Annotated in this window: 21 protein-coding genes; 7 read left to right on the forward strand and 14 right to left on the reverse strand. The window is 57.9% G+C overall.

The window, feature by feature from the left end:
- Positions 1-421 precede the first annotated feature (421 nt).
- Together ABIB60_RS20690 and ABIB60_RS20695 are read right to left on the reverse strand one after the other, a co-directional pair.
- Positions 422-877 carry a DUF3592 domain-containing protein gene (locus ABIB60_RS20690; protein WP_354582272.1) on the reverse strand — a complete coding sequence of 152 codons (456 nt, stop codon included), beginning with the start codon at positions 875-877 and terminating at the stop codon, positions 422-424.
- A 23-nt stretch (positions 878-900) separates the two neighbouring features.
- Positions 901-1,449, reverse strand: coding sequence for a hypothetical protein (locus ABIB60_RS20695; protein ID WP_354582273.1), 549 nt, complete (start codon positions 1,447-1,449; stop codon positions 901-903).
- Positions 1,450-1,601: 152 nt separating this feature from the next.
- On the opposite strand from ABIB60_RS20695, the gene ABIB60_RS20700 reads away from it, so the two are divergent.
- A complete protein-coding gene (locus ABIB60_RS20700; RefSeq protein WP_354582274.1) occupies positions 1,602-2,246 on the forward strand; it encodes an SIMPL domain-containing protein in 645 nt (214 codons plus the stop codon).
- A gap of 6 nt (positions 2,247-2,252) precedes the next feature.
- On the opposite strand, the gene ABIB60_RS20705 is transcribed toward ABIB60_RS20700, so the two are convergent.
- From ABIB60_RS20705 to ABIB60_RS20715, 3 genes are read right to left on the reverse strand one after another with little or no spacing between them, the layout of a single operon-like run.
- Positions 2,253-2,945 carry a YjjG family noncanonical pyrimidine nucleotidase gene (locus ABIB60_RS20705; protein ID WP_354582275.1) on the reverse strand — a complete coding sequence of 231 codons (693 nt, stop codon included), beginning with the start codon at positions 2,943-2,945 and terminating at the stop codon, positions 2,253-2,255.
- Positions 2,946-3,001: 56 nt separating this feature from the next.
- On the reverse strand, positions 3,002-3,328 hold the full coding sequence (locus ABIB60_RS20710) for a (2Fe-2S) ferredoxin domain-containing protein (protein ID WP_354582276.1): 327 nt from the start codon (positions 3,326-3,328) through the stop codon (positions 3,002-3,004).
- A gap of 14 nt (positions 3,329-3,342) precedes the next feature.
- A complete protein-coding gene (locus ABIB60_RS20715) occupies positions 3,343-3,732 on the reverse strand; it encodes an ArsR/SmtB family transcription factor (RefSeq protein ID WP_354582277.1) in 390 nt (129 codons plus the stop codon).
- Positions 3,733-3,853: 121 nt separating this feature from the next.
- On the opposite strand from ABIB60_RS20715, the gene ABIB60_RS20720 reads away from it, so the two are divergent.
- Positions 3,854-4,537: a carboxypeptidase-like regulatory domain-containing protein gene (locus ABIB60_RS20720; protein WP_354582278.1), complete on the forward strand. Its 684-nt coding sequence runs from the start codon at positions 3,854-3,856 to the stop codon at positions 4,535-4,537.
- Between the two features lie 226 nt (positions 4,538-4,763).
- Positions 4,764-6,146, forward strand: a complete 1,383-nt coding sequence (locus ABIB60_RS20725) for an NAD(P)/FAD-dependent oxidoreductase (RefSeq protein ID WP_354582279.1) — start codon at positions 4,764-4,766, stop codon at positions 6,144-6,146.
- Positions 6,147-6,336: 190 nt separating this feature from the next.
- Here ABIB60_RS20725 and ABIB60_RS20730 read toward each other — a convergent pair whose 3' ends face one another.
- From ABIB60_RS20730 to ABIB60_RS20740, 3 genes are all read right to left on the reverse strand, one after another.
- On the reverse strand, positions 6,337-6,714 hold the full coding sequence (locus tag ABIB60_RS20730) for a hypothetical protein (RefSeq protein ID WP_354582280.1): 378 nt from the start codon (positions 6,712-6,714) through the stop codon (positions 6,337-6,339).
- Between the two features lie 71 nt (positions 6,715-6,785).
- Entirely contained in the window at positions 6,786-7,436 is a 651-nt protein-coding gene (locus ABIB60_RS20735) for a beta/alpha barrel domain-containing protein (RefSeq protein ID WP_354582281.1), read from the reverse strand.
- Between the two features lie 87 nt (positions 7,437-7,523).
- Entirely contained in the window at positions 7,524-7,898 is a 375-nt protein-coding gene (locus ABIB60_RS20740) for a PH domain-containing protein (protein WP_354582282.1), read from the reverse strand.
- A gap of 312 nt (positions 7,899-8,210) precedes the next feature.
- Between ABIB60_RS20740 and ABIB60_RS20745 the strand changes: the two genes are divergently transcribed.
- Both ABIB60_RS20745 and ABIB60_RS20750 read left to right on the forward strand, forming a co-directional pair.
- On the forward strand, positions 8,211-9,653 hold the full coding sequence (locus ABIB60_RS20745; RefSeq protein WP_354582283.1) for a Gfo/Idh/MocA family protein: 1,443 nt from the start codon (positions 8,211-8,213) through the stop codon (positions 9,651-9,653).
- 149 nt (positions 9,654-9,802) lie between these two features.
- Positions 9,803-10,069, forward strand: a complete 267-nt coding sequence (locus ABIB60_RS20750) for a hypothetical protein (RefSeq protein WP_354582284.1) — start codon at positions 9,803-9,805, stop codon at positions 10,067-10,069.
- A gap of 56 nt (positions 10,070-10,125) precedes the next feature.
- Here the strand turns inward: ABIB60_RS20750 and ABIB60_RS20755 are convergent, their stop codons facing one another.
- The 3 genes from ABIB60_RS20755 to ABIB60_RS20765 all read right to left on the reverse strand — a co-directional run bounded on the left by ABIB60_RS20755 (position 10,126) and on the right by ABIB60_RS20765 (position 18,159).
- Complete coding sequence (locus ABIB60_RS20755; RefSeq protein WP_354582285.1) at positions 10,126-12,483, reverse strand: M1 family metallopeptidase; 2,358 nt, start codon at positions 12,481-12,483, stop codon at positions 10,126-10,128.
- Positions 12,484-12,621: 138 nt separating this feature from the next.
- Positions 12,622-13,233, reverse strand: a complete 612-nt coding sequence (locus tag ABIB60_RS20760; RefSeq protein ID WP_354582286.1) for a HupE/UreJ family protein — start codon at positions 13,231-13,233, stop codon at positions 12,622-12,624.
- A gap of 180 nt (positions 13,234-13,413) precedes the next feature.
- Positions 13,414-18,159 (reverse strand): beta strand repeat-containing protein, encoded by a 4,746-nt coding sequence (locus tag ABIB60_RS20765; protein ID WP_354582287.1) that lies wholly within the window; start codon positions 18,157-18,159, stop codon positions 13,414-13,416.
- 420 nt (positions 18,160-18,579) lie between these two features.
- Between ABIB60_RS20765 and ABIB60_RS20770 the strand changes: the two genes are divergently transcribed.
- Positions 18,580-19,518 carry a hypothetical protein gene (locus tag ABIB60_RS20770; RefSeq protein ID WP_354582288.1) on the forward strand — a complete coding sequence of 313 codons (939 nt, stop codon included), beginning with the start codon at positions 18,580-18,582 and terminating at the stop codon, positions 19,516-19,518.
- Positions 19,519-19,579: 61 nt separating this feature from the next.
- Here the strand turns inward: ABIB60_RS20770 and clpB are convergent, their stop codons facing one another.
- Complete coding sequence (clpB, locus tag ABIB60_RS20775) at positions 19,580-22,192, reverse strand: ATP-dependent chaperone ClpB (RefSeq protein WP_354582289.1); 2,613 nt, start codon at positions 22,190-22,192, stop codon at positions 19,580-19,582.
- A gap of 131 nt (positions 22,193-22,323) precedes the next feature.
- Here clpB and ABIB60_RS20780 point away from each other — a divergent pair, with 131 nt between their 5' ends.
- Positions 22,324-22,956: a Fic/DOC family protein gene (locus tag ABIB60_RS20780; RefSeq protein WP_354582290.1), complete on the forward strand. Its 633-nt coding sequence runs from the start codon at positions 22,324-22,326 to the stop codon at positions 22,954-22,956.
- 192 nt (positions 22,957-23,148) lie between these two features.
- Here ABIB60_RS20780 and ABIB60_RS20785 read toward each other — a convergent pair whose 3' ends face one another.
- Both ABIB60_RS20785 and ABIB60_RS20790 read right to left on the reverse strand, forming a co-directional pair.
- On the reverse strand, positions 23,149-23,313 hold the full coding sequence (locus ABIB60_RS20785; RefSeq protein ID WP_354582291.1) for a hypothetical protein: 165 nt from the start codon (positions 23,311-23,313) through the stop codon (positions 23,149-23,151).
- A 144-nt stretch (positions 23,314-23,457) separates the two neighbouring features.
- The gene (locus ABIB60_RS20790) at positions 23,458-23,880 is read right to left on the reverse strand and encodes a hypothetical protein (protein ID WP_354582292.1); all 423 of its coding nucleotides are present in this window, start codon (positions 23,878-23,880) and stop codon (positions 23,458-23,460) included.
- Between the last annotated feature and the right edge of the window lie 369 nt (positions 23,881-24,249).

The raw sequence follows: 24,249 nt of genomic DNA on the forward strand, positions 1-24,249 counted from the left end.
GAGCTTGTAGCCATATTAGGCTACGGTTTAGCTTGCCTGTACTGGTAATATTTGGTTGAGTCTTGCTGAATTTCTATTGACGCGGCATTTTTCCTAATAGACCAATGGGCGCCTATTCGATGTAACTCCTCCAGTCTGTTACGCTGCCGGTTGATGTAGTAAGCGGCTGGTAAAGCAATAGCTGGAGCATTATAGAATAACTCTACAGTGTCACCGCGGAGTTGGAAGCGGCCACCTTCCGTTAATGATGGCAATACAATATGGAACTGCCCATTCGCATACAAAGTCAAGGACCAAGTAGCCGCGAAACTGTCAGAAAAAGCATACAAGACCATCGAGCGGACCGGTTTCAACCACAGTAGATATGCTATTATACCAAGGACAAAAAGCAGAAATAAGACTTTTTTCCTCATACTAATGGCTACGGTAGATATCCTGCCCGGCGACGCTTGCGCCAAGCTGTATTGGCGTGCAGACCCGACAGGAAAAAGAATAATGCCCCAATTGAAAGCACAATCATTTCGCCGTTAAAACTCCATTCGGACTCTAGCAGCGGCTTTTGGGCTTGGTTTTCAGCGTAACGGACAGATACTTTGCTACCTACATTCAGTTTCTTGAAAGCACTCTGATTGGTAAGCATGCGGGCAATCCTGACGTGCTCCTGCGGGAGGGCATACCTTATCACAACCTCGTAAGTGCTGCTTTTGCCTGAGCCAACTAGCCCTGGCAACGCGTGCACTATTGCAGTAGCAGGAGTTCCATGCAAGGTGCGCCAACGCTGAGCTGCCAGCCACACTACACTTAACAGAAAAGCAGCTCCGATAATCGGCTGCACCCACGCTCTAAGCCAGAAGCTGAAGATAGGCTCACGTACCATTAGTGGAGCGAGTTAGCCTTCACTTACAACTGCCCTAGTAGGGCCCGTACCTGCCACTCCAGGTCTGCCAGGGAGCCGGAGTTGTGAATGGTGAAGTCGAAGTTAGGGTACTGGTCAAGGGCGGTTTCGCTCAGGTGCTCGTCGTCGCGGGTACCGTCGCCGCGCTGGTGGAGCGGGTCGCCCTCTACGCGCACCATCAGGCCGCCCCGGCTGCGGATGAGGTCGGCCTCATTGGGAAAGCGCACATCCGGAATCAGGGTGTGCTGCTCAGTGGGTAGTTGGGAGAAGAAGGCTTGCACCCAGATATCCGGTTCCCACTGGCGCAGGGCCAGGCCCACCTGCTGGAGCATTTCACCCCGGGTACGCCCGAAGGCGGGGAGTTTCTCGGCTTTACCCTGCTGGGAAAAGTAGGGGGCCGTACCCTCGCCGGCCAGGGCCGCGCACACGGCCTTAATGGGCTCTCCCACCGAGCGAATACGCCAGCATTGCTGGGGCTGCAACTGCTGTATCAGCCGGGCGGCGGTGTCTTTGCCACTGCCGCGCCGACCCGAAAATCCAAGTAAGCGAATCATGCGGCAAAGGTATATAGGAAGTTTGCAGTAGTGCGTTTATCTGACCTATTTACCGCCCTGGGTGTATCCACTTAACCATGTGTTCCATGCGCTTCCTACTCTGCTGTCTACCCTTATTGATAATTGGTTGTTCGCCTTCTAGCTCATCCACGGTGCTACCTCGCCAGATCAGCGTTTCGGGGTATGGTAACGTATCCGCCTACCCCGACCAAGCCGAAATTACCGTGGAAGTATCCTTCACCAAACCTCGGCTGAAAGATGCAACAGCAGAGGTGCAACAGGTTATTGAGCATGTTACGGGAGCGGTGAGGCCGTTTCTCAAAAATGCTCAGGCCCTGCGCACGAGCAGCGTATCAACTAATAAGGAGTACACCTACCGCAACGACAAAGAGCTGTTCGTCGGCTTTCAGGCTACACAGTCTCTCACCGTTAGCCTCACCGACCTGAGCCGCCTGGAGGCGTTTATGGAAACGCTGCTGCAAACTCGCGTCAGTCGCATCCGGCAGCTGAGTTATTCCAATACCCACGCCGATAGCCTGCACCGCGAGGCCACCCTGATAGCCATGCGTAATGCCCTGAAAGCGGCCGATAAGCTGTGCGCCGGCCTGGGCCAAAAGCGTGGGGCCGTGTTGCAGGTTGAAGAAACCAGTGGCAGCCCCGAGGAAGGCGGGTGGGGCCGCCAGTCGCCGGTAGATATGGAATTGTACGGCAAAAGCATGGGCGGCCGCAGCTTCCGGCTTACGCCGGAGCTGATAGAGTATTCGGGGGCCGTAAAAACCGTGGTGGCGCTGGAATAAGCTGCGTTACAAAATCTCCTTCAACTCGCTCAGACAGCTGATTTCGTAAGTAATCTGGTTGAAGTGGCGGCGCTTGCTGGGGTTGAAGTACACCTGATCAAGGCCGGCATTATAAGCCCCCAGCACGTCGCACTCCAGGTTGTCGCCAATCATAATGCTTTCCTGAGCCGTGGCACCGGTGCGCTCCAGCGCGTGCTCGTAAATGCGGCAGTCGGGCTTGAGGTGTCCACAGCACTCGGAGGTGACAATTTCCTGAAAATACTCCGTGAGGTTGGAGGCGTTAAGCTTCACGTACTGAATATCCCGGAAGCCATTGGTAATCAGGTGGAGTTGGTAGCCCTTGTCGCGGAGGTAGTCCAGCACCTCGTAGGTGTAAGGAAATACGGCCTTTTTCTGGGGGAGAATATCCGTAAACTGCTCCGAAATACCGGCCGGGGAGTCTTCCTCCCGTAGCCCGAGCTGCGTGAAGGTGCGCGGGAACCGGGTGGTGCGTAGCTGTTGCTGCGTGATTTTACCGTTTTGGTACAAGCGCCACAAACCGTGGTTGATGTCGGAATACTCCTTGATAAACTTATCCACCGACACCCCGTGCCGGCTGATGTTGTGCTCCGCAAACAGATGGCGCAGAGTTTCGTCGGCGTTGGTTTCAAAATCCCACAGCGTGTGGTCAAGGTCGAAGAAAATATGGCGGTATTTCACTGATTGGCGTGATGAGAAGATGACATGAATACGAGCAGGCAGCGCGGCGTTTTACCTCAGTCAATGCGCAGCCGCTCAACTACCCGGCCTTCACCCAAATGCTCCTGCACAATTTCGGCGGCGTCTTTGGGCTTCACGTTGCCGTAGGTGGTGCCCTCCGGGTGCACAATGAGGGCGGCGCCAGGGCCTTTTTTGCACTGCTTACACAGGTCAAGGCAGTTGCAGGTCTGAACCCTGACTTTGTGCTTCTCGCCGCCCGTAAACAGTTTTTTCAGGCCCTGCTTTTTCAGCTCTATCTTAAGGGCCCGGGCCACGCCTTTGCCCACCTCATCCTTCTGGGCACTACATACAAACAGGCGAACTACGGAATCGGCAGACTTCACGGGGGCGGTAGGAGTTAGGGTTGGCCGGTCCAGCGGCGGTTTTGCAGCTTATACGCGGCCAGTTCCCGGTTCGACCAGAGCGTTTGGTAAATCTTCTGGTCGTGCTGCAGCTGGGGGTCCCGCTCCATGTAGCCGAGCAACTGGTGCAAAAAGTCATGGGCTTCGTCCTTGATAAAGTAAAACACCCAGTTATCCAGCCGCCGAAAATTCACCAAACCCGCATTTTTCAGGTACGATAATTGGCGGGAAGTCTTGGTCTGGCTGAAATCCAGCACCTGCTCCAGGTCAGAGATGCACATTTCCTGGTTGCGCCAGAGCAGATGCAGGATGCGTACCCGCGAGTCGTCGCCCAGGGCTTTGAAGAGTTGCTGGCCGAATGCAACGGTAAAGTGTTTCAGACGCATCTAGAGGGAAATGCAAAAGGGTGGCCCCACCGGAGCCCCGGCCCGAATTTATACACAAACCCATCAGCGGCCCCCGAAAGTGCCGTATCTTTGGTAACTCGTAACACCTTGTATGTCTGTTGTGGCCCGATTTCGTTTCCTGATATTTCCTGCCGTAGTGGGCGTGCTGCTGGCCGTATTGCTGCTGGCGCCCGGCCGGGCGCGGGCCCAGGGGCAGCGCCGGGTGGTGCAGTTCAGCGGCATTGTGGCCTCCGGCGACTCCCTGCTGGGCGTACCGGGGGCGGCCATCTTCGTGCCCAAGGCGGGGCGCGGCACGGCCAGCAACCCCTACGGCTACTTTTCTCTGCCCGTGCTGGCCGGGGATAGTATTGTAATCCGCAGCCTGGGCTACCGTAACCAGTACGTCATCATTCCCGAGGATTATCAGCGGCAGAGCTACTCCGTTATTGTATCGTTGCAGGAAGATGCCACGGTGCTGCCGGAAGTGCGCATCTTCCCGTATGCCACCGAGCGGGCCTTCAAAGAAGCCTTCCTGGCCATGAAAGCGCCCTCGGAGGCCGACCGCACGCCGGCCGACAAGCTCAACGAGAAGGTGATGCGTCGCATGTTCAATACCTTGCCGGTAACCAGCATGGGCAACTACCGCCAAACTATGCAGGCCCAGCAAAACGACCAGCAGCGCCGCATGGGTTTCGGGGCTACTCCCGCCACCAACAACCCGCTGCTCAACCCGTTCAGCTGGCTGCAGCTCATCAATCAGGTGAAAAGCGGGGAGTTCAAGAAGAAGGAAGGCGTAGATTACTAAGTTGAGCCCTCATGACGAGGCTGCAAGCCGTAGCAACCCGTCCGGCACCAAGTCTGAATTCTTAAGAAGCACAAAGCCCCTGGCGCCAACGCGGCCGCCAGGGGCTTTGTGCTTCTTTGGGGCTTCGCAACTACGGTCCACCTATTCGCCGCTGCAACCTTCTGGGCATTCAACCATTCACGCGCATATTCAGTACAGCAGGTGTTTGACCTTTGCCCTGCTTGCTATGGATACCAACTTACCGCGTACCTCCCAGCCCCGAATTGTGATTATTGGCTGTGGCTTTGCCGGCCTGCGCCTGGCCAAAGACCTGGCCGATGCACCCGTACAGGTGGTGGTTATTGACCGCAACAACTACCACAACTTTCAGCCGCTGCTGTATCAGGTAGCTACCGGAGCCCTGGAAGCCGACAGTATTGCCTACCCCATCCGTAAAATCTTCGCGGGCCAGTCTAATTTTTTCTACCGCATGGCCGATGTGCAACGCGTAGATACGGCCACCAACACGCTTGCCACCAATATCGGCGACATCCGCTACGACCACCTCGTAGTGGCAACCGGCTCGCTCACTAACTTCTTCGGCCTCACCAGCATCGAGCAGAACGCCATGCAAATCAAGAGCGTACCCAACGCCCTGAATCTGCGCAGCTACCTGTTCCAGAACTTTGAAAAAGCCATCCTTACCGAAGATCCGGCCCGGCGGCAAGCCCTGATGAACGTGGTGGTGGTAGGCGGCGGGCCCACGGGCGTAGAAATTTGCGGCTCCCTGGCGGAGATGCGCAAGGACGTTCTGCCCAAGGATTACCCCGAGCTGGACCTCAAGCAGATGGAAATTTACCTGGTGGAGTCGGGCGGGGAAGTGCTGGGGCCTATGAGCAAAGACTCGCAGGTGCAGGCCAAGCGGTATCTGGAGGAAATGGGCATTCACGTGCGGCTCAACACCCAGGCCAAGCACTTCGAGGAGGGTAAGCTTTACTACTCTGATACCGAGTTTATCCGGACGGAAAACCTGATTTGGGCGGCCGGCGTGAACGGGGCGGCCCTGGAAGGCTTGCCCGAAGTCGCCGTGGCCCGCAACAAGCGCGTAAACGTGGACACGGTGAACCGCGTGACTGGCTTCCAGAATGTGTATGCCATTGGCGACGTGGCTAACATGGTAACCGACGAAATGCCTCGTGGCTACCCCATGCTGGCACCCGTGGCCATTCAGCAGGCCGAGCAGCTAGCCGACAACTTCAAGCGGCTGCTGCGCGGCGAAACCCTCAAGCCATTCCAGTATACCAACAAGGGTAGTATGGCCATTGTGGGCCGCAACCGCGCCGTGGTCGATTTGCCGGGCGACAAGCACTTCGGCGGCTTCTTCGGGTGGCTGACCTGGCTGTTCGTGCATTTGATGACGCTGGTGGGCTTCCGCAACAAAGTGGTTACGCTGGTGGGTTGGGCCATCAGCTACTTCAGCTCCGATAAAGCTCTACGCCTCATTATCCGCCCCTATAAGCGCTCTGATTTTAAGGATGGCAAAGGCAAAACCAAGGCCGAGCTACAGTCTCAGACGCCCCAATACAACCCTTCCGTGCCCGCCCCTGACGCGCCGGTGGTGGGCGGGTAGCTCCAAGAAATTATCTAACTGAAAAAGGCCCCTACTGTTCAAGTAGGGGCCTTTTTCGATATGGGGTCAGGGAAAACGTGCTGTACCTTACGTGTAGCTCGTTGTGCTTAGGGGCTCAGCATACAAAGTAGGCTACTGCGCGCATCCGGTGTCTCCGGATGTTACGTGTTTGCGTTGCTGCGTCTGAGCGCTAACGCTGGCAGCCTACGTTTTCTACCACTAATTGCGGAACGTCAAACTCCTGATAAATAGCCAAGCAAGGCCGCGGGGCTGCCTCCGCCTCCGTGGGTGAGCGTAGCTGGAAGGTCAGCTCAGTGCCGGCAGCCGTGTTGGCGGGCAACACAGAGTAAGTACCAACCACATTGTAGTAGATGTTGCCAGTATAGGTAATCGTCTTGCCTAGTGTTAGGTCACCGCTGGTTAGCTGAATAAGCGTGCCGTTGCAGCTCCCGCCAATTACACGGCCCTTCGTGCAGTTACTGTGGATGGTCGTAGAACCAGGGTCGTCGCAGCCGCCAAGAGTGCCCAGCAGTAGGGCACCGAGGGCTAAGGGTACTAGATTTTGCATGTGAGCCTGCCTTATGGGGTTGTTCCTGAACGAGCCCCGGCCGAGCCATAAAGTTGCATCTGCTAGGGTGGCTAAACTGCGGGTCGCAACACCGTCAACAGCTCCCGCACCTGGGCCGTGAGCAGGGCTTCGTCGGAGGTGTCGAGCAGGCGGGCATCAATACCAACGCAGGTTGCACCAGCCGCCTTCCACTCCTGCAGGCTGGCAGTAGTGGGCTGAATACCACCCGTAACCATGAGGGGCACTTGGGGCAGCGGCCCGCGCAGAATGCTAAGGTAAGCGGGCGTGAGGTAGGCCGAGGGGAACAGCTTTACCAGCGTAGCGCCCAGGCGGTGAGCTTCGTATACTTCGTTCAGGGTTTGGGCTCCCGGTAGCCAGGCTAAATCGTGGCTGCGGCAAATGGCGGCTACATCAGGGCTGGTGACGGGTTGAATAACGAAGTCGGCCCCGGCTTCAATGAAGCGGCCTGCTTCCTCGGCCGTAAAAATGGTGCCCGCCCCCAGCAGCAAGTCGGGGTATTCGGCTTCCACAAAGCGCTGCAAGCGGCTGAAAATAGCATGGGCCTCGGGTCCCCGGTTGGTAAACTCAAACAGCCGGACGCCGGCTTCGTAGCAGGCGGCCAGTACGGTACGGGCGTACTCCTCCTGAGCGTGGTAGAAAACCGGAATCAGCGGGTGCTGTTGCGCCTGTGCCAGGGCGTGGGCCGCAGTGAATCGAGCCATTGGGTTAGTTTCGGTTGGTAGTTGTCGATTGTCAGTACGTAGTCCAGCGAAAGAAGGAACTGACAACCGGCAACTACCAACCAACAGTTAAATAGCAAACTCGCTCAGCGCCCGGTACACGTCGTACACGTTTTTGTCGCCCCGGAAGGTTTTGCTGATGGGCTCGGTCTGCCCGCGCACCCATATTTTCAGCTCCGCGTCGAGGTCGAAGTGGCCGGTGGTTTCCATCGAAAACCGCTCGATGCTGCGGTAGGGCAAGCTTAGGTACTCGCGCTTTTTGCCCGTTACGCCCTGTTTATCAATCATAATCAGGCGTTTGGTGGTGAACACCATCAGGTCGCGCAACACGGCGTAGGCGTTGCGCACCTGCTCACCAGGGGAAAGGAGCTGTTGCAGCTCCAGCTGCATGTCTTGCGCATCGGTTTCGGAAGCATTGCCCAGCAGGCCGTCAAGAAGTCCCATAGCAAAAAGGATGGAGTGGAAGTATGGTTCAAGCTACTAAGAAACGCGGAGCCGGTAGCGGAAGAGCTTGTCTATCAGAATTAGGCGGCGCGGAGTAGGCTGTCAGGGGGTGCGCACCGCCTAATTCGGCCGGGAGCGTACACCGGAGCAGCTACTACCCGCAGTTGTGCTTATACTGAGCTAGTTAGTACGGCTGTATTCAGTACCTTGAGCTGCCGGCTGCCGGGGGTGTTGATCAAGCGCCCGGCCAGCGTAGGCCCGCGCCGGTCGGGCGTTACATTTCTGATTCTCTATTCATTCATAGTCGTAGTCATGAGCCAACTTCCCACCTCGCCTTCCCGGCGCGAATTTATCAAGCAAAGTGCCGCTGCCGCCGCCACCTTCATGATTGTGCCGCGCTTCGTGTTAGGGGGCAAGGGCTACACCGCTCCCAGCGACCAGCTGGTTGTGGCCGGGGTAGGCGTAGGAGGTAAGGGAGAAAGTGACATAGCCGCATTTGCCAAAACCGGTAAGGTGCGCATTGGCTACCTCTGCGACGTAGACGACCGGCGGGCGGCCCGCTCGGTGCAGGCATTTCCGCAGGCCAAGTATTATAAGGACTGGCGGCAGCTGCTGGATAAAGAAGCCAAGAACTTCGATGCCGTGTCGGTATCGACGCCCGACCACAACCACGCGCCGGTTACGCTGGCCGCCATGCAGCTGGGCAAGCACGTGTACGTGCAAAAGCCACTCACCCACGATATCTACGAGGCGCGCGCCCTCACCGAAGCGGCTAAACGCTACCACGTAGTCACCCAAATGGGCAACCAGGGAGCCTCCGGCGACGGGGTGCGCCAGCTGCAGGAGTGGTACGACGACAACGTGATTGGCAACGTGCACACCGTGTACTGCTGGACCGACCGGCCCGTGTGGCCCCAGGGCATTGCCTGGCCAGCCGCCGCTACGGCCGTACCCCCGGAGCTGGACTGGGACCTGTGGCTGGGCACGGCTCCTTCCCGGCCTTACGTGGATAAGCTGGTGCCTTTTAACTGGCGCGGCTGGTGGGAGTACGGCACCGGTGCCCTCGGCGACATGGGCTGCCACCTGTTGGAGGCACCCTTCCGGGTGTTGGGCCTGCAGTATGCCAGTGCCGTGCAGGCCAGCGTGGGCAGCGTGTACGTGGATGAATTTAAGCGCGGCTATTTCCCGGAAAGCTGTCCGCCCTCCAGCCACGTTATCCTAACCTTTCCCAAAACCGCCAAAACCAAGCAGGAAATAACGGTGCACTGGATGGACGGGGGCATTCAGCCGGAGCGCCCGGACGAGCTGGGCCCCAACGAGTTGTTCGGCGACGGGGGCAACGGCATCCTGTTCATCGGGAAGAAGGGCAAGATGATGGCCAGCACCTACGCTGCCGAGCCCCGCCTGCTGCCCACCGCCCGCACCCAGGAAGTGCGCACCAAGCCCACCCTGGCCCGGGTGCCGGGCGGTGCCGAGGGGCACTACGCCCAGTGGGTAGAAGCCTGCCTGGCCGGCTACGGCAACCACTACCTCAGCTCTCCCTTTGAAGTAGCTGGCCCGCTCACCGAGGCGCTACTCATGGCCAACCTGGCCATTCGGGGTTACGATGTGCAGCGGCCCAGAGCCACCGGTTCGGGCTTCGACTATCCCGGCCGCGGCATTGAGTTGCTCTGGGCCCCCCAACAACTGCGCGTAACCAACTTCGAGGAAGTAAACCGCTTCGTGAAGCGCGACTACCGTCCGGGCTGGCAGTAGGCGGCCGGCCGGTAGCTCAGGCGTTGCCGGAAGCCCTTCGTCTATGATTCTGCGCTCCTCGTCCAGAACAGCTACCTAGAACCACTTGGCCTTTTGCGCTACTCCGAGTAACCTCGTAATTTTGCCTCTCTCTTCGAAGACATTTGTGTATGGTATTAGCCGATTTACTGGAGTTGGGCTTCCGTGATTCCTCCGAGTGCCCCGAGGCCTGGCAAAACAAAGGGCACGTGGTCTGCCGCAACTTCGGCCGCGCCCTAATCAGTATTCTGTGGTACTCAGACTCGTCCGAAATTGAAGTCATCGTGGGTGATGTAAACACGCCGTTGCTGCACTTCCGCTCCGCCCTGCTCACCATCGGGCACTTGCAAAGCTTGCTACGCGACTATTGGCCCGCCGCCAGCGAGGCCAACGCGTAACAAAAAAGCCTTCCTGATCAGGAAGGCTTTTTTTATTGCTTGTCAGCGGGCAAAGGCTAGTTGGTACCGCCGCCCGTGGAATTGACCGGCTTCTGTTCCTTCTGCTGCAGGGCCGACTGCTGCTGCATGGGGTTGGGCTGGGCGCGCTGTTGGTACTCAAACAGCTCGAAACGCGAGGGCGCGGCCTTTTGGGGCCAGGCATTGTTCGAGAGGTCTGTGTCGGCAGTTTGCAGGAAGGGGTCCAGCACGAAGCTTACCACCGGCTTTTCAGTGATGAATACCTTGGTTACCTCGGCGTTGTTCTTGCGCCAGATTTCGGCCGGAATGTTCATGATTTCCTGCTTGCCGTCCTCGTAGGTCATCTGCACAATTACCGGCATGGTCAGGCCACCCTTATTCTTGAGGCTCACCTCGTAGAAGTGCAGGCCGCTGTTGAGGCGCTGCTGCTGCTCAGGGCTCATGCCCTTTACCATCTGCTGGTAACGCTGCTTGTCGGCTTCGGTGGTAGCCAGCGGGTCGTACTGGTTGTAGAAATCCTTGAGCTCGGGCTTGTCGTCCACCAGGGTTTTCTTGATGTCCTGCAGGTTGCGCTGCTGGGAAATGCTCTGGGGCGCCTTATTGATCAGCTCCCGCTTGCGGGCATTTTCAATTTCGGGGTTCTTGGAGTCCACCGTGTACCACTTCACGCCGTCAATGGCCAAGTCGGTTTTATCCACGGTATAGAACCAGCCGCGCCAGAACCAGTCCAAGTCCACGCCCGAGGCATCTTCCATCGTGCGGAAGAAGTCGGCGGGAGTGGGGTGCTTGTAGGCCCAGCGGGTGGCGTACTCCTTGAAAGCGTAGTCGAACAGCTCCCGGCCCATGATGGTTTCGCGCAGGATGTTGAGGCCCGTAGCGGGCTTGCCGTAGGCGTTGTTGCCAAACTGCAGCACCGACTCCGAGTTGGTCATGATAGGCGTTTGCAGGCTCTTATCCGACTGCATGTACGCCACAATGTTGGCCGGCTCGCCGCGGCGCGAAGGGTAGTTCCGCTCCCACTCCTGCTCGGTGAGGTACTGCACAAAGGTGTTCAGGCCCTCATCCATCCACGTCCACTGCCGCTCATCGGAGTTCACAATCATGGGGAAGAAGTTGTGGCCCACTTCGTGAATAATCACCGAAATCATACCGTATTTCCGGTCGGCCGAGTAGGTGCCGTCCTTTTCGGGGCGGCCACCGTTGAAGCTCAGCATCGGGTACTCCATACCGCCCACCGGCCCGTGCACCGAAATGGCCACCGGGTAAGCGTAGGGGATGGTGAACTTGGAGTAGGTTTTGATGGTGTGCGCAATAACCTCGGTGGAGTACTTACCCCACAAAGGGTTGCCCTCCTTGGGGTAGTAGCTCATGCACATCACCGGCACGCCGTTCTGCTTCACGCCCATGGCATCCCAAATAAACTTCCGCGAAGAAGCCCAGGCAAAGTCGCGCACGTTTTTGGCGGCGTAGGTCCAGGTTTTGGTGCCTTTGGCGCGGTTCTGCTCGGCCCGCTCCGCCTCCATCGGCGACACGATGAGCACGGGCTTGTTGGACGATTTGGCTTGCTCCAGGCGCTGGCGCTGGGCTGAGGAAAGTACCTCGGAGGCGTTCTGCAGCGTACCGGTGGCGCCCACCACGTGGTCGGCGGGGGCCGTAATGCTCACGCGGTAGTCGCCGAAGGGCAGGGCAAACTCCCCGTTACCGAGGAACTGCTTGTGCTGCCAGCCCTGATTATCCGAGTACACCGCCATGCGGGGGTAGAACTGGGCAATTTCGTAGAGGTAGTTTTTGTCCTCCGGGAAGTACTCGTAGCCCGAGCGTTGGTTGATTTTGGTCTGGTCGTTGATGTTGTAGCTCCACTTGATGCTGAACGTGACGGCCTGCTTGGGCCGCAGGGGCGTGGGCAGATCAATGCGCATCATGGTGTGGTTGATGACGTGAGGCAGGGCCTTGCCGCCTTTCATCTTCACCTCGGCAATCTTGAAACCCCCGTCAAACTCGCTCTTCTGCAGGTATTCCAGGGCCTGAAACGGCATGCGCTGCTGAATCTGGCCTACTTCCGTGGCGGCCGTAATGGAGTTCTTGTCCAGCACGTTCTGGTCTAGCTGCACCCACAGGTAGGTGAGCACATCGGGCGAGAGGTTGGTGTAGGTAATGTCCTCGTCGCCGGAAATTGACTGTTTCGCGTCGTCCAGCTTTACCCGAATGTTGTAGTCGGCGCGCTGCTGCCAGTACTGGTTGCCAGGAGCCCCGGAAGCCGTGCGGTAGGTGTTGGGCGTGGGCAGCAGGGTTTCCAGCTGCGCGAATTTGTCGGTGCCGGAGTTGGTGTTCTGCGCCGCAGCCGGCAGGGCCAGCAGCGCCACCAGCCCGGCGGCCAGCAATGGTTGTTTCAGCATATGCAATGAAGGGGAGAAAAAAGCGGCAATAACAAGCAAAACGGTCCCGGAAAAACTACCCGCGCCGCGTGCGGCGAAAGACACACCAGGCAGCGTGAGGTTGCAGATAGCGCAGCCGGAAGATACTACACATCTGGTTTACCCCAGCAACTGCCCCAGCAGCAGCACGAGGGCAATGCCCAGCGCGGCTCCGCTGGTGACCAGTAGCCAGTCGCGGCGGTGCACGCGCAGCACCCGTAGCAATACAAAACCCAGCAGCAAAATCAGCAGCACAATAACCAGTTGGCCCAACTCCACACCCAGGTTGAAGCTCAGCAGCTCCAGCACCGGGCGACTTTGCCGGCCCAGCAATTCGCGCAAGTAATTGGAAAAGCCCAGGCCGTGAATCAGCCCAAATACCAGGGCCAGCAGGTTGGGCAAGGCTAGCACCAGGGGCTGGGGGGTAGGACGATCAGCTATGCGGCCCGCCCCACTGCCGGCCCGCGCCAGGTTTAGCACGCAGGTTAGCACGATGGTCACCGGAATCAGCACTTCAATCAGCGTGGGCGAGTACTGCACCACGTTCAGCGTAGCCAGGGCCAGCGTAATGGAGTGGCCCACCGTGAAGCTGGTTACCAGGGCCACTACCCGCCGCCAATCCTGCAGCACGTAGGGCGCGCACAGGGCCAGCAGGAACACTAGGTGGTCGTAGGCGCGCAGGTTAAAAATGTGGTGAAACCCCAGTTGCAGGTAAGTGGTGAAAACGGACATACAAGGTGCTGATGGAAAGGAGCGGGGGCCAAATATCAGCATCTTGTGTTATTTACCGCAGTCAGACCCAAGGCGGGTGGCTCTGTTGGCTGGTGTAGAAAGGGTTGCCCAGCGGTCAGAACAAAAAAACTCCCCGCCGGCCAGGCCGACGAGGAGTTCATCAAAGCAACGTCAGGACGACTACTGCTTCACGATGCGGCGTACATCCAGGCCCCCTTCCGTGCGGGCTTTCAGGACGTACACGCCCGTGGGCAGCTGCGACAAATCCAGGGGCTGCTCCAGGCGGCCGGCGGGCACCGTGAGCGTGCGCACCGACTGCCCGATGGCGTTGTACACCGTCAGCTCCACGGCCTTGCTGTAGCCCGCCAGCTTCACGGTTACCAGCCCATCGGTAGTGGGGTTGGGGTAGAGCGTGAGCGAGGTACCAGCCAGGGGTTTCAAATTGGTAGTTACTACCTGCGTGGTCGAAGCCAACGAGGCGCAGCCTGCGGCGTTGGTTACCACCACCGTGTACGTGCCGTACTGGGCGGCCGAGTTTACCACGTAGTCCTGGCCGGTAGCCCCGGGAATGAGCGTGCCGTTGAGGTACCACTGGTTGCCCGTGGCGGAGCTGCTGGTAAGCGTAGTCACAGCCCCATTGTAGCGTACCGACACTGTTGGCTGCGGCGGCGTAGCGTTGATGATTACCGTGGTGGTAGCCATAACGGCTGAGCACCCGCCCGAAGCAGCTACCGTGTTGGTAACGGTGTAGGTGCCGGGGGTGGAGGTGCCGGGCGTGATGGCCCCGGTAGTAGCATTTAGCGTGAGGCCCGCTGTGCTGCTAAACGTGCCGCCTGTGGCTCCGCTAGCAAGGGCAGGCGTAATAGCACCCGCAACCGAAGTGCAGTAGCTGGCATTGACATAGCTGAAGCCAGCCGTAGCCGGCGCCGTAATGGTTACGGTAGCGGTGGCCGTTACCGTAGCGCACCCACCCGAAGCCCCCACCGTATTGGTTACGGTGTAGGTACCCGGAGTAGAAGTAGCGGGCGTTATAGCACCCGTAGCGGCATTGATGGTCAGGCCGGCCGTGCTGCTAAATGTGCCGGCAGTGCTACCAGCAGCCAGCGTAGGCGCAACTGTACCGGTAGCCGTAGTGCAATACGCTGTAGCTGCGTAACTGAAGCTGGCAGTGGCCGGAGCCGTAATAGTCACGGTAGCTGTAGCTGTTACGGCGGCGCATCCACCCGAAGCTGCTACAGTATTAGTAACGGTGTACGTACCGGGGGTAGAAGTGCCAGGCGTGATGGTGCCCGTAGCAGCATCCACTGTAAGCCCGGCCGTGGAGCTGAACGTGCCCGCGGTAGCGCCGCTGGTCAGGGTAGGGGCAACGGTTCCGCTGATACTAGTGCAATATGCTGTGGCAGCGTAGCTGAAGCCGGCGGTAGCCGGAGCGGTAATGGTAATCTGCAAAGTAGCCGTTACCGCCGCGCAAGCACCCGAAGCTGCCACCGTGTTAGTTACGGTATACGTGCCGGGCGTAGAGGTGCCAGGAGTAATGGCCCCCGTGGCGGGGTTGAGCGTGAGGCCAGCCGTGGCGCTGAAAGTACCAGCCGTGGCACCGGTAGCCAGCACTGGCGCAATGTTGCCCGTAGCCGAGGTGCAGTAAGCTGTACTGGGGTAGCTGAAGGCGGCAGTAGCCGGTGCCGTAATGGTTACCGTGGTGGTGGCCGTAGTCGCCGCGCAGCCACCCGAAGCCGCCACTGTGTTGGTCACCGTATAGGTGCCGGGAGTGGAAGTGCTGGGCGTAATGGCACCGGTAGTGGCATCAATTGTCAGGCCCGTCGTGCTGCTGAACGTGCCGCTGGCTGCACCGGCGGCCAGCGTAGGTGTAACCGTACCAATGGCTGACGTGCAGTAGGTGGCAGCCGCGTAGCTGAAACCAGCCGTTACCGCGTTGGTAATGGTTACCGTAGCCGTTGCCGACCCAGGGCAGGTGCCGCCCACGCTGTACGTCACCGTGTAGGTGCCGGCCGTGCTGGCTGCCAGGTTGATAACTCCCGTAGTTGCGTCAATGGCCAGGCCAGTGGTGCTGCTAAAGGTACCGCCAGCCGTGCCCGTAACCGTGGGGATAGGGTTGGTGCCGCTCTGGCAGAACGTGGTATTGGCGTAGCTGAAAGCGGCCGAAGCGCCAGGATTCACCGTCACCTGAATGGCGGCAGAGGTAGCTGAGCAAGCGCCCGTAGTCACCACAACTGAGTAAGCGCCGCTGGCCGTTACGGTGGCGGTATACGTGGCCGAAGTAGCACCGCTGATGGGCTGCCCGTTCAGCAGAAACTGGTAAGTAGCACCGGTAACGGGAGTAGCATTCAGGGTAAGCGTGCCCGAGCCGCAGAACGTGGTGGGCGTGGCCGCCGTGAGCGTAGCCGTCGGACCGGCCGTTACCGTCACCGTCACCGCGGAAGAGTACACAATACGGTTATCCACAGTCCGGATAACGGCCCGGAAAGTCGTCGTCTGGGTCAGATTGCTAAACACCAGCGTTGTCCCGGTGTTGGTGCCGGGTACGGCCACAAAGCCGTTGCCCGTATTGGCTTCGTAGCCCGTAATGGTGCCCACGTTGCCACTAAGCGTGAGTGTGCCCGTGTTAGAGCCGCTGCACACGCTGGCTACCGAGGAGGCCAGGGAGCCACCTTCCGTATTAGCCAGCACAAAAAAGTCGTTGCCGGGCGTAATAGGCTGGTTGGATACCCAACCGGTAGTAGGAGCCGAAGCCGCAGTACCACCAATGCTGGCGTAGGTGCCATTAGCCGTAGCTGCCTGGGCCACTACCGACGTGAGCGTGCCACCTACTACATCATCACCGCCGTAGCTGAGCTGCACCGTAGCCGAAGCCGGCAGGGCGGCCGTGTTCTGAATGCGCACGTAGCGCGTGGGGTTCAGTGAGGACAACGACCCCGACAACGAGCCGCCCGTAGCACCACTAATAATCGTGGCCGTAAAAGTTTGCGCCCCCGAGGTGGTGATGCCGCCCAGCACGACTGGCCGCCAGCCCGGACCGTCGCCAATGGCGAAAGTGCGGCTCACGGGGGTAGTACTGTTTACCGTTATGGCCAGCGGGCCCCGCACGAAGCTGGTTGCCGAGCCTGTGGGCGGCGTGCCGGCCGTTTCGGCCAGAATCAGAGTATTAGCTTCGGAGGTGCTCAGTACCCCACTGGTCAATGTCAGTGAGCGAGTGCCGTCGCCGCGCACCGTAAGATTGCCGCGTACCAGTGTTACGCCGCTGGGGTTGGCGATGGTCAGATAATCTACGCTGCGGGTTGCTGGAATTTCAAAGCCAGTGCTACGGCCAGCTGCTTCAGCGGCATAAATCAGCTCCAACGTACCCGTGCCAATGTTAAACTTGGGGGCCACATCGAAGCTACTAGCGGCCGTGGTGCCAGCCGCGCTGCCTAGCTGAATGACGTTGGCAGTAGCAGTGCCGCTGCCTACCGTGAGGTTACCGGCGTTTAGCAGGTTGCCAGCTATCAGGTTCAGCCGGTTCACCGCCAAAGGAGCGTCAAGCGTCAGGCCCGCCGTGTTGCTGAGGGTGAGGTTGGTAACAACCGAGAAAGTACCGCTTCCGCCAATAGTCTGGGGTGCCGTGCCGGCCATCGTCAGCTTACTGGTCGTCGCGTTGGCCGTCAGGGTGCCGTCGTTTCGTAGTGAAATACCGCGGTGCGTTAGCTCAAAGCCGTTCAAATCCAGCGTTGAGCCGCTGTTGATAACAATGGGCCCCGCCACCGTTGCCGCCCCGGAAGCCAGAATACCCGCGCCAGTGTTGGAAGCCAGTTGGGCCGTTTTGGCAGTAGTGGTATTGTCCACCGTCAGCCCCGGTAAATTACCCGAGAGCTTGAAGATGGTGGCGGTAGTTGCGGTGCTGGCTGAGCCTACCTGCACTACCCCGCCGGTGTAGTTCATGGTGCCGTTTACCGAATAGTCAAAGGCGGTAGCGGCGCGGGCCAGAATAATGGTGCCGCCGGAAATATTCTGCACGTTGGCCGCCGTGCTGTTGACCAGCCCAAAACTGGCATTGGTTGAGGAGGTGTTGCCGGCCGCAATATTTACAACCGTAAGCGTACCCCCACTCAGGTTAAAGGTAATGGGGTTGATGGTGTTAAAGCGGCCCGTGGTAGACAGGGCGCCGCCTTCCTGGGTGTAAATGGCCCCACTACCGAAGCCCAGGGAGTTGCCCGCGCCAGTGCCTACGTTATAGGTACCCGCCGATACGCGCAACAAGCCATTCACGGTGCCGGAGCCTGTCTGACCTGCCACCGTGAAGTTGGCGTTGTTTAGCCAAACACCGCCGGTAGCGGGAATAATGTAGGCAGTCGTGGCAAACACCTTGTTGCTAACCGTGCTGGTACCCGAAATTTTCAGGGTGCCGGTCATGTCATCGGCGGGCGTGGTGCCTGTGGTCCGGGTCAGCAGGAATCCGTCGCCGGTGGTGGTTGAGCCTTTCACCGAAAGCGTGGGGAGGTTCATCTCCACCACATCCGTCCGGGCCGATTTGGCCAGCGTCATCGTCTGCAGGTCGGTGGTACCGGAGCCACTAAAATTGGCGTTGCCCGCGCCGGTAAAGCGCAGGTCCGAGCCCACGGCGCTGCTGGCGCTCAGGTCCAGGGTGCCATTGTTGAGTACGCTGCCACCCACCTGCACTTGGTAAACCGTGGTGCTTGAAGTCAGCAACGAGCCCGTGCTGTTGATAGTGAGCGAGGCGCAGCTAGCGGCCACGTCCACCGTCACAGTTGCGCCGCCCACCACCGTCACGTCGTCGGTGGCGGTGGGTACCACGCCACCTACCCAGGTGGCCGGGCTACTCCAGTTGCCCCCGGCGGCGGTAGAGCTGATGCTGGCCTGCACCTTCTGCGCTTTTCGGCCAGGGGCGGGCCTAGCGGCTTTAGAAGACATGGTAGCCTCATTACCTAGCCGCTGTTGCGCCTGGGTAAGTGGGCTAACCAGTAGGCCGCAAGCCGCCGCCGCTAAAGGCAGCCACCTGCGGTTTTTAACAACCTGCCAACGGTGGGTTGTCGCATGCTGTACTGTTGGAATCATGCAAAAATGAATGAGGGGTGGAAAAAAGAACAAAACAGGCCCGCAAAGTAGATGCTCTGCTTAGGCATCAGGTGGGAGAAAAGCAGGGTAGAAACTTGTAATCAGCTAAAACAGGCAATAGGATATAAAGAAAGCTTCCGGGAAATACGCACATAAAATGTGCTATAAATACAAGGGGGTAAGATAAAGTAAATATTCTGGTTATTCAGATAATAATATCACGGCTTCATCAGAGCAGGATGATAAATTTACCGAATCCTTTACCCGACTTTAGCTATGAGAAAACGAGTACTATTACTGGTAGGAGCCCTGTGCGCAAGCACTATCAGCCGGGCCCAAACGACTCAGCCGCTGCCCGTGGCACCCACCGAAATAACCTTGACCCGCGCCGATACGGCCCGGGCCGTGCATGAGCTGTTCAAGAGCCGGCGTGGTGGGGCCGCAGCCTGGCTGGGGTTGGGAATAGCCAGCTTGGCGGCTTCCATTCTGCCCGCGCAGCAATCCACCAGCGCCGGCGTCTGGACGCCGGGCGTAGTAGCGGGTACGGCGTTTGTGGGCATTGGGCTGAACAAAAGCATCGGGTTCTGGTGGAGTAAGGAGCGCATGATAATGCGCGACCTGGCCGCTACCGGCCACCTGCCGCCCAACATCCGTCGGCGACTGAAAGGTGAGTTTGTACCCCTGCGCGGCATGGCCTCCGATGTCAATCCGCTGCTGGCTACCGGTGTACCGATGCCGGTTGATACAACCAAATCTACCGCACCCGCCAAAATCAGTATTCCCTTCGCAGGAGTGGCTACCTCCGGCTACACGCTGGCCGATTCATTGGATGCGGTGGCAGCGTTGTTTGCTGGTAAGCGGCTCGTGGGGCAGTTGCCCGTGCTGGCAATACTGCCGGCCGCGCGGCTACTGTCGGGCAGCAGTGAGGCCGACCGGCAGTACAACATCAACACGGGCCAATACGAGGAGAACAAGCCGTCGGCGGGAGCGGTAATTGCCGGGCTGGGGCTGGCTATTGGCGGCGTTACCTACATGTTCGTGCATAATGCACCGTACTCCAACGCCAAGTACGCCGAACTGGTGGCCGCTTCCCAGGCTGGTGCCCCCATTCCGGCTAAATGGCGCGCCCAGCTCAAGCCCAAACACTTCGGCCAGGGTCGGGAATTGCGCAATAAGATGCTGCGGCGGGAGGCCCGCAAAAACCGAAACAAGTAAGCAACAAAAAGCCCCGCCGGCATAGTGCCAGCGGGGCTTTTTGCTGTTTACTTCTATCTACTTATCCAACAGTGGGCAGCTCCACATTCACGAAGCGGATGTGCCCGTCTTCCAACACAGCTTCCACCACCGCATCCTTACTCACGCGGCCCGAGAGAATGTCTTTTGACAACTCGTTGAGCACCATGCGCTGCAGTACGCGCTTCAGCGGCCGGGCCCCGAAAGTGGGGTCGAAGCCCTGCTCGCCGAGGTAGTCGAGCACCTCGTCGGTGGCTTCCAGGCGGATACCAGCTTCCTCCAGACGTTGCTGAATCTGGCGGAACTGGATGTCCACAATTTTGCGGATTTCCTTGCGCTTGAGCGGCTGGAACATCACAATCTCATCGATGCGGTTCAGGAACTCGGGACGCATGTGCTGCTTGAGGCGGTCCACCACTTCCTCGCGGGTGCGGTCCACCACTTCGTCGTGGTTGTATTCATTCAGCTCCTTGAAATTCTGCTGAATGATGTCGGCCCCGGTGTTGGAGGTCATGATGATGATGGTGTTCTTGAAGTTCGCCACCCGGCCTTTGTTGTCGGTGAGGCGGCCATCATCCAGCACCTGCAGCAAGATGTTGAACACGTCGGGGTGGGCCTTCTCAATTTCGTCGAGCAGCACTACCGAGTAGGGCTTGCGGCGCACGGCTTCGGTCAGCTGCCCGCCTTCGTCGTAGCCCACGTAGCCGGGAGGTGCCCCAATCAGGCGCGATACGGCGTGGCGCTCCTGAAACTCGCTCATATCAATGCGCACCATGGCGTTTTCATCGTTGAACAGGTACTCGGCCAGGGCCTTCGCCAGCTCGGTTTTACCCACGCCGGTAGTACCCAGGAAGATGAACGAGCCGATGGGCCGCTTGGGGTCCTGCAAGCCAGCCCGGGAGCGGCGCACCGCATCCGAAATAGCCGCAATGGCCTCCGACTGGCCTGCTACCCGGCGGCCCAGCTCGTTCTCCAGATTCAGCAGCTTGTCCCGGTCCGACTGCAGCATCTTGCTCACCGGAATACCGGTCCACTTGGCTACCACCTCGGCAATGTCCTCGGAGGTTACCACTTCCTGCAGCATCGAACTGCCGTCCTTCTGGGCTTCGGCCTGGGCCTGCAGCTCCTTCAGTTTGGCTTCGGCTTCCTGAATTTTGCCGTAGCGCAGCTCGGCCACGCGGCCGTAGTCGCCCTGGCGTTCGGCCTGCTCGGCTTCCAGCTTGTAGCGCTCAATGTTTTCCTTCTCGGTCTGCACGCTGGTGAGGGCCGATTTCTCGTTTTCCCACTGCGCTTTCAGCGTGTCGCGCTGAGCCGAGAGGTCGGCAATTTCCTTGTTGAGCACGTTCTCCCGGTCGTGGTTTTCCTCGCGCCGGATGGCTTCGCGCTCAATTTCCAGCTGCATAATGCGGCGCTGCACTTCATCCAGCTCCACAGGCATGGAGTTTAGCTCGATGCGCAGCTTAGCGGCCGCCTCGTCCATCAGGTCAATGGCCTTATCGGGTAGGAAACGGTCGGTGATGTAGCGGCTGCTCAGTTCCACGGCGGCAATTACGGCGTCGTCGGTAATCCGTACGCCGTGGTGCAACTCGTACTTTTCCTTGATGCCGCGCAGGATGCTGATGGCATCGGGCACGGTGGGCTCATCCACCACCACGGCCTGGAAACGGCGCTCCAGGGCCTTGTCCTTCTCAATGTATTTCTGGTACTCCTTGAGCGTGGTGGCCCCGATGGCGTGCAGCTCGCCCCGCGCCAGGGCGGGCTTAAGCAGGTTGGCCGCGTCCATGGCGCCTTCGCCACCGCCGCCGGCCCCAATCAGGGTGTGAATCTCGTCGATGAAGAGCACAATCTGCCCATCCGAGTCGGTTACTTCCTTGATAACGGCCTTGAGGCGCTCCTCAAACTCGCCCTTGTACTTGGCCCCAGCCACCAGCAGGCCCAGGTCCAGGCTCATAAGGGTTTTGTCCTTGAGGTTTTCGGGCACGTCGCCGGCCACGATGCGCTGGGCCAGGCCCTCGGCAATGGCGGTTTTGCCCACGCCCGGCTCACCCAGCAGCACCGGGTTGTTCTTGGTACGCCGCGACAGAATCTGGAGCACGCGGCGGATTTCCTCGTCGCGGCCGATAACCGGGTCCATCTTGCCCGAGCGCACCCGCTCGTTGAGGTTGATGGCGTAGCGGTTCAGGCTCTGGTACTGGTCCTCGGCCGACTGACTGTTCACCTTGCGGCCCCCGCGCAGCTCCTTGATGGCTGCTTTGAGGTCCTTTTCGTTGAAGCCAGCGTCCTTCATCAGGGTAGCCACGGCGTCCTTGCCGCCCAGCAGCCCCAGCAGCAGGTGCTCCACCGACACGTATTCGTCGTCGAACTCCTTCAGGAAGCCGGTGGCGCGCTGCAAAGCGGCGGCGGCTTCGTTGGCGAGGTAGGGCGAGCCCCCGCTTACTTTGGGGTAGGCGGCCACGATGTCGTCGAGGCGGGGCGTGAGGATGTTCAGGTTCACGCCCAGCTTCTTGGCCAGAAACGACAGCACATTCTCGTCGCTCTGGAAGAGGCCTTTCAGCAGGTGGCCAGTTTCGATGGCCTGCTGCTGATTGCCCCCGGCAATTTCAGTGGCCTTCTGCACGGCCTCCTGCGCCTTGATGGTATAGTTATTAAAGTTCATGGTTCGCTTTCGTCGTAGGGTGAGACTTTGCAGTGGAAGGTCTACGAGAGGACTAGCAAACGGGGTGCGAGGATGGTTTTGCTGACTTTTTGGCTTGTTTTTATAAATTAATCATAATAATTTGTGACATAATGACTGCGTATTGCAGCTTTGCTTCTACAAAAGATCTAATCGGGATGGGACATTACACTGACGCGCCAGAGGACAACCTGCTTGGTATCGCTGACCAAAACCAACTGAATGAGCAGGAGGCATTGGGCGTAGCAACTGCCGAGACTTACATATTGGAAGAACTGGATTTTCCGGTAGAACTGTCAGCTTTCTTCATACAGAGCATTCATCGGATTGCCTTTGGTCATCTGTACGAATGGGCCGGCAAGTGGCGCACAACGGTTCTGAACGTCGGCGCTTATGTGCCACCGGAAGCGGAAAAGGTGCCTATGCTGATGTATGAGTTCGGCGATGAGCTGAGGTTTCGCCAGAGTAAGGTTGATTCCGCTAACCCATATGAAGTGGCTGAGCTATTGGCCTATGCCCATCACAAGCTGGTACACATTCATCCCTTCACGAATGGTAACGGCCGAACTGCTCGCTTGCTCACAAACGTGCTGGCCTACAACAACGGCTACCGGGAGGTAGTCCTGTATACCCGCGAACGAGGAGACAGCAGAAACAAATATCTCCAAGCCATCCGGCTTGGAGATACCTATGGTCTGGATGCGTTGACGGAGCTAATCAAACACCAGTTGCAGCCCCTGGAGTGAAGGGCCGCTGCCGTTGAGCCTGGTCGTACAATTCCTCTAGCTTCTGTAGCGAAACAGTTTGATTCTCTAGTGCCATCGAACCGAACACGGACCGCACCACCATATTTTTAATGAAAGCCGGATCCCGTAGTTGGGGATACTTGTCGCGGAGTTTCATGACGTTGAATTGGGCGCTAGAGATTGACTAATAGGTCAGATTGCATACTTGTAGGCATTACGGCGCAGCCGAATCAAATCCTCTTCGCTGAGCGTGTCAAACTTGAACTGTCTGGCATATTCGCGGGCTTGGGCCAGCCGCTGCTCTTTGGTGAGGTTAGTAGGTTCTGTTGGCGTTGGCTTGTTGTCGGTGGTTCCCATGATGCAGCAAGGTTAAGTAGCTGTACTACTGCGAAGATACGGCAAAAGGTTCAGCAGGTGGGTTGTTCTGGCAGTGTGGACGGAAACACCGCATAGCTGCTCAAGCGTAGGCGTTACTCGGCGCAGCCGAGCGACAGCGGGCTTCTACTGAAGTGATTTTTTAACAAAGATTACAGTGTTACTGTTAGTGTAATAAATTTTTGTTTCAACAAGCTTGTCATTCTCAACTCCTTTCCACTTTTTGTTATCATTGCTTAAAAATCTTTCATTAAGCTTTTTAATAAACCATTGTGCTTTATTAAAATCTTTCGGTACATACATGATTGTAGAGCAAATTTCGTTTGTGAATACAAATTCTATACTTCCAAAATCGTTAGTCGTTATTAGGAGATTGTTATCGATATTTTTATTTGAAAATAAGCTTTCGTTTCTACATGAAATACCGCCTTTTTTGAAATGCTCTTGAATCTGTATTCTTGTGTGACCGATTTGTTGTCCTATCGATGGGATAGAATTTAATACAAGGATTGTTGATAACAACAAAAATTTAATCAATTGATTCTTCATGCAATTAAAATTTGAGTGATGAGACGTGTTTAAACGAGTTCCTTGTACATTGCCCCTTTACATTCAAAGCACAAGCCTAATTGCACATGTTTAAATTCGGGAAATACGCCAGCGCCATTGCATCGTTTACAAGGTGTTAAATAGTATGGGTGAATCATACTGCTACTGTCGTAAAATGGAACACGGGCAAACTCGTGGAGTTTCCAATGACACCAATGGCACAACGTAATCAATGATTCTTGTGGATAATCCCAAGGAAGTATGCCTTTTATGTAATGAAGCTGTTTAGGAAGTCGGTTGCTTGTTGATTTTACGCAGCAGGAGTGTCGTAAATGCGAGCCAATGCAGAGCGAGCCAGTTTTCCAGACA

Source organism: Hymenobacter sp. UYP22 (assembly GCF_040547285.1).
In the GTDB taxonomy this organism is placed as follows: Bacteria; Bacteroidota; Bacteroidia; order Cytophagales; family Hymenobacteraceae; genus Hymenobacter.

Bases quoted from the DNA above. Each gene is read 5' to 3' on its own strand.
- ABIB60_RS20690 (WP_354582272.1), bottom strand. From the start codon at position 877: ATGGTACGTGAGCCTATCTTCAGCTTCTGGCTTAGAGCGTGGGTGCAG.
- ABIB60_RS20695 (WP_354582273.1), bottom strand. From the start codon at position 1,449: ATGATTCGCTTACTTGGATTTTCGGGTCGGCGCGGCAGTGGCAAAGAC.
- ABIB60_RS20715 (WP_354582277.1), bottom strand. From the start codon at position 3,732: ATGCGTCTGAAACACTTTACCGTTGCATTCGGCCAGCAACTCTTCAAA.
- ABIB60_RS20725 (WP_354582279.1), top strand. From the start codon at position 4,764: ATGGATACCAACTTACCGCGTACCTCCCAGCCCCGAATTGTGATTATT.
- ABIB60_RS20730 (WP_354582280.1), bottom strand. From the start codon at position 6,714: ATGCAAAATCTAGTACCCTTAGCCCTCGGTGCCCTACTGCTGGGCACT.
- ABIB60_RS20735 (WP_354582281.1), bottom strand. From the start codon at position 7,436: ATGGCTCGATTCACTGCGGCCCACGCCCTGGCACAGGCGCAACAGCAC.
- ABIB60_RS20740 (WP_354582282.1), bottom strand. From the start codon at position 7,898: ATGGGACTTCTTGACGGCCTGCTGGGCAATGCTTCCGAAACCGATGCG.
- ABIB60_RS20745 (WP_354582283.1), top strand. From the start codon at position 8,211: ATGAGCCAACTTCCCACCTCGCCTTCCCGGCGCGAATTTATCAAGCAA.
- ABIB60_RS20750 (WP_354582284.1), top strand. From the start codon at position 9,803: ATGGTATTAGCCGATTTACTGGAGTTGGGCTTCCGTGATTCCTCCGAG.
- ABIB60_RS20755 (WP_354582285.1), bottom strand. From the start codon at position 12,483: ATGCTGAAACAACCATTGCTGGCCGCCGGGCTGGTGGCGCTGCTGGCC.
- ABIB60_RS20760 (WP_354582286.1), bottom strand. From the start codon at position 13,233: ATGTCCGTTTTCACCACTTACCTGCAACTGGGGTTTCACCACATTTTT.
- ABIB60_RS20765 (WP_354582287.1), bottom strand. From the start codon at position 18,159: ATGTCTTCTAAAGCCGCTAGGCCCGCCCCTGGCCGAAAAGCGCAGAAG.
- ABIB60_RS20770 (WP_354582288.1), top strand. From the start codon at position 18,580: ATGAGAAAACGAGTACTATTACTGGTAGGAGCCCTGTGCGCAAGCACT.
- clpB (WP_354582289.1), bottom strand. From the start codon at position 22,192: ATGAACTTTAATAACTATACCATCAAGGCGCAGGAGGCCGTGCAGAAG.
- ABIB60_RS20780 (WP_354582290.1), top strand. From the start codon at position 22,324: ATGACTGCGTATTGCAGCTTTGCTTCTACAAAAGATCTAATCGGGATG.
- ABIB60_RS20785 (WP_354582291.1), bottom strand. From the start codon at position 23,313: ATGGGAACCACCGACAACAAGCCAACGCCAACAGAACCTACTAACCTC.
- ABIB60_RS20790 (WP_354582292.1), bottom strand. From the start codon at position 23,880: ATGAAGAATCAATTGATTAAATTTTTGTTGTTATCAACAATCCTTGTA.